This window comes from Treponema vincentii F0403 (assembly GCF_000412995.1).
GTDB lineage: Bacteria > Spirochaetota > Spirochaetia > Treponematales > Treponemataceae > Treponema > Treponema vincentii.
This window is the reverse complement of the sequence record NZ_KE332512.1, coordinates 2,017,295-2,030,756: the sequence shown is the minus strand read 5'-3', so window position 1 is coordinate 2,030,756 and position 13,462 is coordinate 2,017,295. Positions and strand designations below refer to the sequence as shown.

The window sequence follows — 13,462 nt, the reverse complement described above, 5'->3', positions numbered from 1 at the left end:
TGGCTTGAAAAATGCGGAAATTCTTCGCTAATTCTTAATTAAGAATTCATAATTAAAATTCCCCGTACAAAAACAGGCCGTCTCACGCAGGATTTCTCCAACGCAAAACGGCTTTTCCTCAATTCATAATTATTTCCACCCTATCGTGTAAATCACCTGTATGGTTCCCTTTGAGCGGGTTCCCGTTGGCGTCCCATCGCTTATTTTCTTTAGGCTAATAGGATCAGGATCATTATCCACTGTATAGGTGATAACAAAATCTTTTTCTTCTCCAGCGGTAAGGCTAAAGTTTTCGTCATAGGTAATGGTAACCCCTTTATAGGAAATTGTCCGGTTTTCATCCGGCGATGTTCCTTTATATTCCTCAGGTAGCAGAATAGTTTCAGACTTTTTTATGTTTACCTTATCTTTATCAACCTTCCACACTCCGGCTGTTTCATCGTATCCTAAAGCAAAACTACTATTATCATCTAATGCTTGTAAAGGATATAGGGCTGGTTTTCTGGTGCTATAGAAGACACCAAAGCCTGTTGTCCATTCTGCATACCAATAATCATGGCGATTTGCTTTAAGCAAATAGTTGGATACCATTAACTTTAAATCAGAAGAGGGGATAAACGTTTCATCTACATCTACACGTTTTCCATCGACCGTCTGGCCTTTTCCATTGATCGCCTGACCTTTTTCAATAAAATGATCGGACTGTACTTGTAACCACAGTCCGTCTTTATTTTTAAGTGGGAACATATAGCTCCATTGCGGCGGCGAAGAAGATTTTTCGCTGCTTGTGGCCTTTATTGAACATTTATAAGCCAAATGCACACCATCGACATACGTAGGATCAGCATGGTGACTACTACCTTCTGTACTCCACGACGCTAAATCCACATTCAGGATTTTTGGAGTTACGGTAAGGCGCATGATTTTTCCAAAAACGGCTGTAACGTTTAGAGGGGTGGATAAGGATCTTGTTACTTCCATGGGATCCCGTTGAGGCGTTGGGGGTTGAGGCGTTATGCCTTCCCAGTTTTTCACATAATAGCCGGGTTTCGGCGTAGCAGTAAAGGTTACGTTTTGGCCTTCACGAACTTTGGCGCCGCTCTCGATGGGCTTGCCGTCAACCGTCGCGGTAAGAGTTCCCTGCTCCTCGTTATCGGAACCAAAGGTAACGGGATATTCCCGTTTAAAGACTGCTTTTACCGAAGTTGGTCCCGCTATTTTCAGTTCCACGGTGGCGTTTTCGCCAGCAGCGGAGGCTCCTTCCCAGCCATCCCAATGGTCGAGGTAATATCCATCGCGAGCGGTTGCTTTAAAAGTGGCGTTTTTATACTTTTCCACTTCAGTACCGCTTTCATGGGGCAGTGTTCCCACAAGTACAGTAAGGGTGCCGCCCTCTACAGGTTCACACACATAATTTACCGGAAAGCGTTTCAATGCAAACTCGGCGGCTACCGTTGTAGTCTCTTTAATCGTTACCGTAAGCGTGGGGGAAGTTCCAGTTCCTTCGACATTACCGTTCCAGCGGTTAAGCTTATAATCCTCAGAGGCGGGGATTGCGGTAAAGGTTACAATACTGCCTTTTTCCACATCAACACCGGTTTTACCGCCCTCCAAAGCAGTACCGTTAATCTCCGCCTTTAGTGAACCTTTCTGCTCATCGTTAGAAAAAAAGTAAAGCTTAATCTTGGGAGCAGGAGGTGCCGCCGTCGACTTCAATTTTACACCAACCGTTATATTTTGCGTTACGGTTGCATCGGCAACAAGCGGGTTATCCTCACGCGGTTTGGCATTAATCCAGCTTGCCACAGCATAATCCGTTTCGAGCGTTGCGGTTAAGGTAAGAACTGAACCGCGCTCAATCTCGGCACCATCCTCTATCGGCTGACCGTCCATCGTAACGCTCAAGGTGCCTCCCTTTTTAGGTTTGCTGATATGGACAACCGCCATACCTTTCTTAACCGTAACTTTCACAGCCTTGCTCTGTACCGATACCGATTTCCCGTTTGTAGGATTGGTATTGGTAATGGTACAGTAATAGTATACTTCCTTTGCAGCATCGGTTGAAAAATAATACGCAGCATCGGTTCCGCCTTTTCCGTCGGACACAGGGGTACCGCCTTCCGTAGATTCTACCGTGTTGACATACCACTGGTAGCTTAGCTGTTCGCCTTGCGGCACGGCATTCGGTATAGCTTGTACAAACCAGCCCTTTGCACCTTGGATAACTTCCCGCGATTCGGGTTCTTTCTTAACGGTTACGGATGTTACCGTGTATTCGGGATTTTCCACCCATTCCGTCTTCGGCGTCCCTTTTATTTTATCACGGTAAGGGGAATATCCGGGCTTACCCGGATCCCGCTGTGCAGGTTTATCGTACGCGGAATTTTTTTGCGCGGTATAATTATTGTCAGAAATATTCCTTTTAATCCACTCATACATAACGACTGTGCCGTCTGCTTCTACATAACCGACGGGATCGCTCATATAAAACGGTTCGTCAAAGTGCTTGTGCTTTCCCTCAGTAGGCTGTGCATAATCTCGCCATTCAGAAGGCACCCCTTGCCCGTTTATATCTCGAGGATCGCTGTAATAAAAGAGAAATTTAGAATACCGGTCTACACAAAACATTGAATTATCGAGTTTTGGTGACATAGTCTTTCCGGTAAACCGATAAAAATAAAAGCGTTTGTCACGAGGATCGGCGTCAGGCTGATAGCCGCCGTGTTCCTCCCAGCGAGCTTTTCGTGTCTTATAGCGGTAAAAATCAACTTCCCGGGTCGTCTTAGGAAAAGATCCGAAATTCGGACCTCTATAACGTTCCGGAGAACCTGACCATACACCCTCTTTAAACGTATAGCTTGCGACATTGGTGCCATTATCAAACGCGCTGATATAAACAACCCAGCTGTCAAATTGAGAAGCCTCAAACCCATTAGCATCACTCTTATAGTAGTCAAATGGGTCAATTTCCGTTTCGGTTGTCTTTAAAATCCACTTAAAATGGTTTCCCGCATCTTTAGGGTTTGAACCGGGCTTATTCGGGTCAAACGGAGGAATCGGCGCAGGTCCCGCATCGGGCGTATTGTCATTATTTTCATCGTTCGACGCTCCGCCTCCGCCTATATCATCATCCTCATCTTCGGAACCTCCCTGAACGGACGGATCGCCGGGATTTTCCGAATTGCCGCCTATCTTTCTTTCCCGCGTAACTTTTACAATTTTTATAAACTGCCCTGCAGGCTGTGTCAGGGTAATCTCCACCGCAAGATAGGCAGGGGTTCCGGCGCCAAGCGGTACCGAACTTCCCGTTAAAAGCCGTATACTATAGGTATCCTCGGGAACGGGGGTCTTAGCTTCGTCCTTAGTTACAAGGCTTACGGCAATATCGCTTTGCGCTATTTTCTTTACTGCATTGGGCAGCGTAAGCGTATAGCTGCCGTTCACAAAGCGCGCAGCCTTATCCTGTATCTTAATTTCTTGTATTTCTACCAATTCGCTTAAAGCCGCTGCCTGCGCTGTTTCGCGGGTAACCATAACGGTAGTCTGCAGTGTTTCGTACGGTTCGGGAGGAATAATTGTCATCATCACTGCTGCGGGGACATCGGGAGCAAGCTGTACAGTCCCGCCTGTTACTGCAACCGTACTGCCGGATAGGGCATTTTCTTGTTTTTCGTCGGCAAAAAGGGATGCCGCAATATTTTCCTTTGCAACTGCTTCAACGGCATTGGGAACGGTAACCATATAGTTACCGGATACAGCGAAATCGGGAGCCGGAATAACGGCAATACCGTAAACCATTATACCGCCTAAATAAGCGGTGCTCTTAGGAAGTCTTTTTACTTTCAGCGTTTTTTCTACCGGCGCATACTGTTCCCCTGTAGGTTTTATACGCAGCAGCACCGGAATATCCGAATCCGTTACCAAAGGTACGGAATCGCCTGCAACTTCAAGCGTAAACGACGTTTCCGGAAACTCCTTTTCCAGCTTTGCATCGGAAAAGAGTTTTACCTTTATCTGCGCGATACTGATATCCGTTAAGGTATTAGGTACGGAAACGGTATAGCTGGAGGACGCCGCAAAGCTTTCGGCGGCATCATCTGCCTTTACCTGAGCGCCCGCCACTGTTATTTCGCCGACATACAGCGGAATAGCATCGTCCGAGACCGACCGCGGGTACCACGGCGTTCCAATCGACTGTTTACAAGACACAACAGTCATAATAAAATATATGAACAAAAACGCAACAAAGCTAAAAAAATGTCTTTTGTTATTATACACGGCATCCTCCTTTAAGGTTTTCCGCTATAAATAAGGTTTAAAAGTTATACTTTAAAAACCAGTCCGACACTCACCCCAAAATCCAATGCATTCATATAAAATGAATCGATCGGTTGAGTATTTATATCCACCTTAGGATTATTATACTTTGCCGCATTTACCAACTTTTGCGGCATTGTTACATATTTCGGCTTATACACCGTATAGGATAAGAATGCACCCAACACAATTTCCATGTTGGTAATAAACGACTGATTGTATTCAACATATCCTTTAAAGATAAAGCCGATAGGATTAATTTTGCTCATTTGCTCATTGGAAATCAAGAGCGTCCCGGTTTCACTGGAAAAGTCTACCTGCCCGCCCGTCGCGTTTTTCAACTCCCTTAATTCTCCGGGCGTAAGGTTGGTGTATAACTCATACGTCGGCTGCGGGTCAAGCGGCATTCTGATGCCGGTATTAAACCCCAATGCAAGGCGGTTACGTAAAAAATATGAACGAACCCCTGTGGTAAAGGTCAGTACCGGAGTCATGTATACTCGGCAAAACACATCAATTTTTTTATTCAATCCCGCATTATACTGCCCTGAAATCTGTCCCGAAAAGCCCTGTCCGAGCCCGAGTGCAAAGCTCCACCCTAACCCGCCGAATATACTGTTATCTTGAAGCCGGAAGTAGCGTACCGAATCGAAAATATACGTTACATCCGCATCTCCCGTAGTAATATACCCCAGCGAACCGCTCATACCATCGCCGCCTAAATAAGCCATGTCGGCGTCACTTATCCTAGGCATGGTCAGCGAACCGGTTAAATTCGCCTTTAACCCAAGCGTAAAACCGGAATTAAACGCATAAGCGTGGAAAGCCGCAGCAGCTAACAGCACCACCGCAACCGTTTTTTTATGTACATTCATATTTCTTTCCTTAAATTTAATTTTTTTAAGCCGAATACCGCTAAACACACCCCGAGTTTTTTTAAGGCGCCCTAGAAATACCCGAAACTTTTTGCACCAAATGTTAATGGTAGCGGCAACCGTATCATTTGTCAAGCGTGCCGCCGCCATCTGTGTCGGTCTGGTGGTATACGAGTGGTACAACAGCCGTGCGGAAACGGATTATCTGCTGCGCTTGAGAATGTACTGCGGAACAGATGCCGCACAAAAAAAGGCGCTGTAAAGAGTTTTACAGCGCCTTTCGGATTTTTAAAGGTATACCATGTTGCGTGTATTGCCTATCCGCTTAGAACGGGCGATCGGCAAGGTATTTATACTCCTGCCAGCGCCGTTTCGCCTTTGCAACCGCTTTATCCAGCAGCATTTGAGCACGTTCGGGATTGGCATTCTTTAACGACTTAAAGCGTACTTCTTTATACATAAAGTCCGCAAGGTTAAAGTCAGGCTCTTTGCTGTCAAGCTGGAAGGGGTTCTTGCCCTGCTCTGTTAAACGCGGGTCATAGCGGTACAACGGCCAAAGTCCGCAGCTTACCGCCTCTTTCTGGTTGGACATACCCTTCGTCATGTTGATACCGTGGTTGATACAGTGGCTGTATGCAATGATAATCGAAGGCCCGTCATAGCTTTCCGCTTCACGGAATGCCTTGATAACCTGCGACATATTTGCACCCATGGAAACTTGCGCAACATACACATAGCCGTAGCTCATCGCCATCATGCCGAGGTCTTTCTTGCTGGTCTCTTTACCGGATGCGGCGAATTTTGCAATAGCGCCGATCTGGGTAGCCTTTGACATCTGACCGCCGGTGTTGGAATACACCTCCGTGTCGAGTACCAGTACGTTGATGTTTCTACCGGAAGCAAGTACGTGATCCAAGCCGCCATAGCCGATATCATACGCCCAGCCGTCACCGCCGAGTATCCATACGGAACGCTTAATAAAGTGATCGGTAAGGGATAGCAGCTCTTTTGCGAGCGGGTCGGAAGATTTTTCCAATTCTTTTTTCAGCTCATCGACAAAGACGCGCTGCTCATCGATCGCCGCATCGTCGGCTTGAGCGTTGCTCAGCACTTTTTCGATAGCGGCGGCGGCAACGCCTTTTTCCTTAAGCTTGCCGGCAACTTCGCGCGCGTATTCCGCAAGTTTGTCGCTCGTTAAGCGCATACCGTACCCGAATTCGGCCGCATCCTCAAAGAGGGAGTTCGACCAGACAGGTCCGCGTCCGTCCGCGCGTTTTGCATACGGAGTTGTGGGAAGGTTACCGCCGTAAATGGAAGAACACCCGGTTGCGTTTGCAATAACGGCACGATCACCGAAGAGTCGCGACAGAACACCGATATAGGGAGTTTCACCGCAACCCGCGCAAGCGCCGGAGAATTCGAAGAGCGGGCGGCGCATACCGATACCTTTCGGCTGGCTCAAGTTGACCTTGCGCGTATCGGGGTCGGGGAGGCTCATAAAGAACTTCCAATTTTCCGATTCAACAGCGCGGTGTTCGACAAAGCCTTCCATATTAATCGCTCTAATCGCCGGATTTTCCTTAGACTTTGCAGGACACTGCTCCACACAGATACCACATCCCGTACAATCTTCGGGAGAAACCTGAATGGTAAAGAGGGAATTATCGAATTCCTTGCCCTTATACGGTATAGAGCGGAATGCGGAAGGCGCATGGTCGATATTGGATTTATCATAGACCTTCATTCTGATAGCAGCATGAGGACACACAACGGTACACTGACCGCACTGAATACAGAGTTCGCTCTTCCAAATCGGAATATGCTCTGCAATTGCGCGTTTTTCATACTGAGTCGTCGCAGTCGGGAAGGTACCGTCTGCCGGAATTTCACTTACCTTTACCGCATCGCCTTCATTGATAGCGATTTTACCCAGTATTTTGCGGACAAATTCCGGCGCATCGGCGCTCATTGCGGCATGACGGGAAAGTTTACTGGTTGCTTCTTTGGGATACGTAACTTGTTCAACCCCTTCAAGCGCCATATCGATGGTCTTGATGTTCTTTTGAACAATTTCCGGCCCCTTCTTCCCGTAAGATTTTTCGATAAATTTCTTAATCAGCGCTACCGCTTCATCTTCGGGCAGAATACCGGAAATTTTAAAGAATGCGGTCTGCATAACAACGTTGATACGGTTGCCCATGCCCGCTTTTTCCGCAATCTTTACACCGTCGATAACGTAGAACTTCGCTTCTTTCGCGATAAGGTCTTTTTGTACTTCTATCGGCAGGTGCTCCCATACCTCATCCTTATTCCAGTGGCTGTTCAGAAGGAAGGTGCCACCTTTTTTAAGGCTCTTGAGCATATCGTAGGTTTCGAGGAAGGTGAATTTATGGCACGCAATAAAGTCCGCTTGTCCGACAAGATAGGGCTTGCGGATCTTTTTCTTTCCGAAGCGGAGATGCGAGGTAGTAATTGAACCGGATTTTTTGGAATCGTACACAAAGTAGGCTTGCGCGTTGTTGTCGGTTGCTTCACCGATAATCTTGATGGAGTTCTTGTTGGCGCCTACCGTACCGTCCGAGCCGAGTCCGTAGAACATGGCCTGATGCATACCGGAATCGTCAACATGGAAGTGATGATCGTAGGCGAGGCTTATATGGGTTACATCGTCTTCGATACCGATTGCGAAGTTGCTCTTTTTTTCTCCTTCCATATTATCGAATACGGCTTTGACCATTGCCGGAGTAAATTCTTTTGAACCCATACCGTAGCGGCCGCCGAGGATAACCGGATAGTGAGTAAAGGGGCATTTCTTTGCCGCCTGCATTTCGCCGATTGCAGTGCGTACATCTTCGTAGAGCGCTTCGCCGAGCGAGCCGGGCTCCTTCGAGCGGTCAAGCACGGTGATGTTCTGTACGCTGGCGGGCAATGCTTTTACAAAGGCTTCCGCACTGAAGGGGCGGTACAAGCGCACTTTGAGTAAGCCGTATTTTTTACCTTGGCTGTTCAGATAGTCTACGGTTTCTTCTACCGTATCCGCACCGGAACCCATCAAAATGATAACGGATTCCGCATTGGGATCGCCGTAGTAATCGAACAAGTGATAAGCGCGGCCTGTTAAAGCTGCATATTTATCCATCACCCGCTGAACAATTTCGGGGGTAGCAAGATAGTATTTATTTACCGCTTCGCGCGCTTGGAAGTATACGTCGGGGTTTTGAGCGGTTCCGCGGATCATCGGTTTTTCGGGGGTTAAGCCGCGGAGACGATGCGCGCGTACCAGATCATCATTGATCATCTGCCGCATAACATCCTGAGAAACTTCTTCAATTTTTTGAATTTCGTGGGAGGTTCTAAAGCCGTCAAAGAAGTGAAGGAACGGAACGCGCGCTTCGAGTGTCGCCGTATGAGCGATAACCGCAAGATCCATAACTTCCTGTACGGAGTTGGAAGCCAGCATTGCCCAGCCTGTTTGGCGGCATGCCATAACGTCCTGATGATCGCCGAAGATGGAAAGCGCACTGGTAGCTAAAGCGCGGGCAGCGACATGGAATACCGTACTGGTCAGTTCACCGGCAATTTTGTACATATTGGGGATCATCAATAAGAGTCCCTGTGATGCGGTAAAGGTTGAAGAAAGAGCTCCCGTTGTCAGTGCACCGTGAACGGCGCCGGACGCTCCTCCTTCGGATTGCAGTTCGACAACCTGCGGGATTGTTCCCCAAATATTGGTTTTCCCGTGGGCAGAATACTCATCGGCAACTTCTCCCATCGGGCTTGACGGCGTAATAGGATAAATTGCGATGACCTCACTAAGCGCATGCGCAACATGACCGGCGGCAGTATTACCGTCAATCATTACAAGATTTTTTTCAGGCATAATATCGTCCTCTTAAAGTATGGTGTGAATAGGTAAGTATATTATATGCTCTATTTTCACTTTTGTACATAGGATAATATTTTATTATTGCCGTGTTTTTTTTAACAGTCAATCTTTCAGGAATAGAATTGCCGTCTGTTACACCCGATGGGCGCCGTCTCCCGCTTTGCAGGCAAAGAAGGATGCCTCAAGGCCGGTTTTTTCGGTATAGGCTTTACCGACACGGGCGGTAAACTCGGCGACGGCATCCTTTTGAACCAATGCAATGGCACAGCCGCCGAAACCGGCTCCGGTCATGCGCGCTCCTAAGCAGGACGGCTCGGCATTGGCGGCGCCGGCAAGCGTATCAAGCTCAAGGCCGGTTACTTCATAGTCGTACTGCAGCGAAGTGTGTGAAGCCTTGAGTAGCTCGCCGAGCTGTGCCAGATTACCGGCCTTCAATGCGGCAACGGCTGCAAGCACCCGTTCATTTTCCGTAATGCAATGACGCACCCGTTTAAAGATACGCTCGTCGGATAGTGCCGCCTCAGCCGTACTTAGATCGGAGGAGCGCAGCTCGCAGAGATTATGAATGGGCTTTATCTTTTTTAATATTTCAAGTCCTTCCATACATTCGGCACGGCGCTCATTGTATTTTGAGTCTGCAAGCAAGCGCTGTTTATTGGTGTTCATCACGACAATACGGTAATCCCCGAGCACGAGAGGCACATATTCATAATCAAGCGTGGCCGTATCGAGCAGCATTGCGCATTCTTTTTTACCCATTGCGATACTGAACTGATCCATAATGCCGCACTGTACGTTCATAAAAGAATGCTCCGACTCCTGCCCCATTTTAGCAAGCGTTACCGCATCAATCTGAAAGCCGAACAGTTCGTTAACCGCCCGTCCGAAGCCTATCTCCAGCGCCGCCGATGAAGAAATACCGCCGCCGGCCGGCAGTTTGCTGAAAAACAGCACGTCAAAACCGCTCGTCAACGTGTATCCGTCTTTTTGCATCATTGCGAGCATACCGTTCAGGTAATTGGCATATTGATTTTCTTTCCGGTAGCGGAATGTTTCCGTAGAAGAAAATTCAAGTGCGCCCGGGAAACGTATATCATCATAGATAATCGCGGTATCGGACCGCTTACGCAACAGTACATAGAGATAGCGGTCAATCGCCGCCGGGAATACCTTTCCGCCGTTATAGTCAATATGTTCCCCGATAATATTGATGCGGGCAGGAGAAGCAATCACCACGATCTCCTCCTCACTTGCTCCGTATCTCTCGGTAAAGGCTTTTATCAATTCAACCTTCATCTTTTCTTCCGGCAAATCCGTTAAAAATTGTATAAATTCATGTTGTGTCATGGTGATCCTCTCTTGGGTAATCGCAGCAGACATTTTTGAAGTATTCCCGCCAACTAAATAAGGCTGTTCAACCAGAGTTGAACCTGCGGTTCAAATGGGTGTCTCGCCTCATTATTTTGCGATATTTGCTTTATTCATCTGATGCGTTTACCCTATCATCTAAAAAATGAAAGGTCTGCGATAACGGTGTCGATCCGTCTGTTGATGATATGAGTAACGGTAAACGTGATCCGCCCGCATACGATCCTCTCATTAGTATGCGGCAAATAGCCCCATTTTTCAAGTAGAAAACCGCCGACCGTATCATAATAATCGGAATGAAAATCGGTATGCAGCAGCTCATTACAATCCTCCAGCCGCAGAGCGCCGGGAATAACAAGCTGCGAGGTATTGATAAACCGTACCGAACGCATCGGGTCATTCCGAGCCTTACCGTATTCGTCCTGCACCGTACTGAACACCGCCGCAATAATGTCGTCCATTGTAATAAGTCCCGCCACGCCTCCGTGTTCATCGATGATGATTGCAATATTTTGCATATTGGCATTCATCGCCTTGATTACCGAAAAGATGGAAGCACCTTCGGGGATAAAAATTGCGGGACGCTGCAAGGCAGTAATTTCCGGTTTGCGCCCTTCCTGCAACGCAAACAACAGCGACTTATAATGAATAATACCGGTAACGGTCTTTGTTTCGGCATCGTAAACAGGCAGACGGGAAAAACGGCTGCGGCGGAATTGTTCGATGACCTGCGGAAAAGTCGAGGCGGCATCGACGGAGATAATCGCAGTACGCGGCGTCATAATATTGCGGAGCTTAACATCCTGCAGCAAAACGGCCTTTCGCAGCAAGGCTTCTTCTCCGGCCGCGAGTGCGCCGTCTTCTTGTCCGATATGAACCAGCAGCTGGAGGTCTTTTTCTTTGAGGGTATCCGGCGCCGTTTTCAGCCGGACATGAGCCAGCTTGAGCACCGCCTTTGTCAACAACGAAAACACCGCCACAACGGGGCGGAGCAGCGTGTAGCACACATACAGCGGCAGTGCGGCGCTCTTGCCGATTGCTTCCGCCCGTTCGGCTGCCAGCGCTTTAGGGAAAATTTCGGCGAGGATGATAATAAGCACGGTGATAACCGCAGTTGCTGCGGGAACCGCCTGCGCACCGAATACATTGAGGGTAAAAGCGGTGATGAGCCCTGAATTCAATGTGTTGACAAAATTGGTACCGATAAGCGCGGTCGTAACAATTCTATCCTTCATTTCTACCAATCGGGCTAACCGCTGCGCATTCTTACGGGAGCTTTTTTTAAGACTGCGGTATTCCGACCGCGTAATAGCGGTTACCGCCGTTTCCGTGCCGGAAAAAAAGGCGGCGCAGGCAAGCAGGATAACTATTTCAACACTGATAATAACGATGTTCATGCTTCCGCCTGCATCCGTACTTCAATTTGCACAATGCGGTTTGCTTCAACCTTTGTTACGGTAAAAAGATACGGTTCGATACCGACCGAATAACCGGCGGAAGGAATTTCTCCCGCCTTTTCCATGATATAGCCGCCGATAGTGTCGCTATACTCCGATTCAAGATTGAGGTTCAGCTGTTCGTTTAAGTCGCTGAGCCGGGTGACACCTGCGATAAAGCACGGTATAGTCTTTAATGCATTTACGGATGCACTATTTGCCTCTTCGGACAGAGCAGCCGGCTGCCCCGTTTGCGGTGTTCCTATTTGCTCCGATTGCAGCAGCTGCCCTGCCCGCCCCGACTCAGCGGCAGTGCCTGTTTGCCCGGCGGTATTTGCTTGTACGGCGCGGTTCGCGTATAGGAGTTTATCCGCTTGTACGGCAGATACCGCTTGTAGGGTGCCGGCTGTTTGGGCGGCGGCATTCGGTTCCACGGCATTTTCCCGTACATCATATTCGTCAAGAATACTGCCGAATATCTCTTCGCTGACATCCTCAACGGTTATCAACCCCGCTGTTCCGCCGTATTCATCGAGCACAATCGCCATCGTTTGCTGCTCGGTATGGAATTTTTTCTCCACTTGAGCGAGCTTTGCCGTTTCAAATACAAAAAGCGGTTTACGCAGATAGGCGCTTACCTGAAAAGCGGCGCTTCCGTCCAAGTATTCGGGGGAAAACAGAAAGTCTTTAATATAGAAAAAACCTTGTATATCATCGATGTTTGTGCTGTACACCGGAAAGCGAGAAAACCGGGATTTTTTTGACAATTCGATAATTTCCGCTGCAGTGGCGCCGATATGGATTGCCGCAATATCGCGCCGCGGGGTCATCACACTGCGAACGGAAAAATCGCCGTAACGGAGAATGTTTGTCAGCAAAGTGCGTTCATCGCTGCCGATAAAGCCGCCTTCTTCCCGCGCCTGAAAGAATTCCCGTAAATCCGCTTCGGTAACGGCCGCAGTATTTTGCGCCTCGCGGATTCCGCACAGCCGCAGCAAAACGCCGGTAACTGCAGAAAAAAGCTTGACCGCCGGTGAAAGAATTGCCATTACTAACAGAATAAAGCGAGCAAACACAAGGCTCAGCGCATCGGGATACACCAGGGCAATAGATTTCGGCAGAATTTCGCCGAAGATCAGCAGCAGTACCGTACCGGCGGCAACCGCAATACCCAACCCTGCATCCCCAAATATCCGCAGCGCGGCGGCGGTCAGCACCACGGAAATAGCGATGTTTACAATGCTGTTCCCTATCAAAATCGTCGATAAAAACTTTTGTTTGTTTTGCAGAATTTTTTCCGCCCGCGCTGCAGCCTTATTATTCCGTTCGCGTAAAAACCGCAGCTTGAGCTTATTCAAAGACAAGAACGCCGTCTCCGCCGACGAAAAAAACATCGACAGCAAAAAGAGCGCCAATAAACTGATGAGCAGTAAGACTATATGCGGGGGTTCTCCGGTATCCATATTCAGTGGAGTATAGTAGCATGAAATATAATCTTCCGCAAGAAAAGGATAGGGTGCCAGAATAAAAAGCAATTTTCCTCTTGACATAACGTACGGTTATTCGTACGTTATGTGCTA

7 protein-coding genes are annotated in these 13,462 nt (G+C 48.1%); 1 reads left to right on the top strand and 6 read right to left on the bottom strand.

From position 1 onward, the window contains the following. Positions 1-129 precede the first annotated feature (129 nt). Together HMPREF1222_RS09190 and HMPREF1222_RS09185 are read right to left on the bottom strand one after the other, a co-directional pair. A complete protein-coding gene (locus tag HMPREF1222_RS09190) occupies positions 130-4,278 on the bottom strand; it encodes an InlB B-repeat-containing protein (RefSeq protein ID WP_016519154.1) in 4,149 nt (1,382 codons plus the stop codon). Positions 4,279-4,322: 44 nt separating this feature from the next. Beyond that, on the bottom strand, positions 4,323-5,192 hold the full coding sequence (locus tag HMPREF1222_RS09185; RefSeq protein ID WP_006188603.1) for a hypothetical protein: 870 nt from the start codon (positions 5,190-5,192) through the stop codon (positions 4,323-4,325). Positions 5,193-5,292: 100 nt separating this feature from the next. Here HMPREF1222_RS09185 and HMPREF1222_RS12785 point away from each other — a divergent pair, with 100 nt between their 5' ends. Next, complete coding sequence (locus HMPREF1222_RS12785; RefSeq protein ID WP_155997624.1) at positions 5,293-5,454, top strand: hypothetical protein; 162 nt, start codon at positions 5,293-5,295, stop codon at positions 5,452-5,454. A 63-nt stretch (positions 5,455-5,517) separates the two neighbouring features. Here the strand turns inward: HMPREF1222_RS12785 and nifJ are convergent, their stop codons facing one another. The 4 genes from nifJ to HMPREF1222_RS09165 all read right to left on the bottom strand — a co-directional run bounded on the left by nifJ (position 5,518) and on the right by HMPREF1222_RS09165 (position 13,345). Beyond that, positions 5,518-9,072: a pyruvate:ferredoxin (flavodoxin) oxidoreductase gene (nifJ, locus tag HMPREF1222_RS09180; protein ID WP_016519153.1), complete on the bottom strand. Its 3,555-nt coding sequence runs from the start codon at positions 9,070-9,072 to the stop codon at positions 5,518-5,520. Between the two features lie 138 nt (positions 9,073-9,210). Next, complete coding sequence (locus tag HMPREF1222_RS09175) at positions 9,211-10,425, bottom strand: galactokinase (protein ID WP_016519152.1); 1,215 nt, start codon at positions 10,423-10,425, stop codon at positions 9,211-9,213. Between the two features lie 155 nt (positions 10,426-10,580). Next, positions 10,581-11,843, bottom strand: coding sequence for a hemolysin family protein (locus HMPREF1222_RS09170; RefSeq protein ID WP_016519151.1), 1,263 nt, complete (start codon positions 11,841-11,843; stop codon positions 10,581-10,583). Further along, a complete protein-coding gene (locus tag HMPREF1222_RS09165; RefSeq protein ID WP_425314954.1) occupies positions 11,840-13,345 on the bottom strand; it encodes a hemolysin family protein in 1,506 nt (501 codons plus the stop codon). Before HMPREF1222_RS09165 ends, HMPREF1222_RS09170 begins: the two co-directional genes overlap by 4 nt. Positions 13,346-13,462 lie beyond the last annotated feature (117 nt).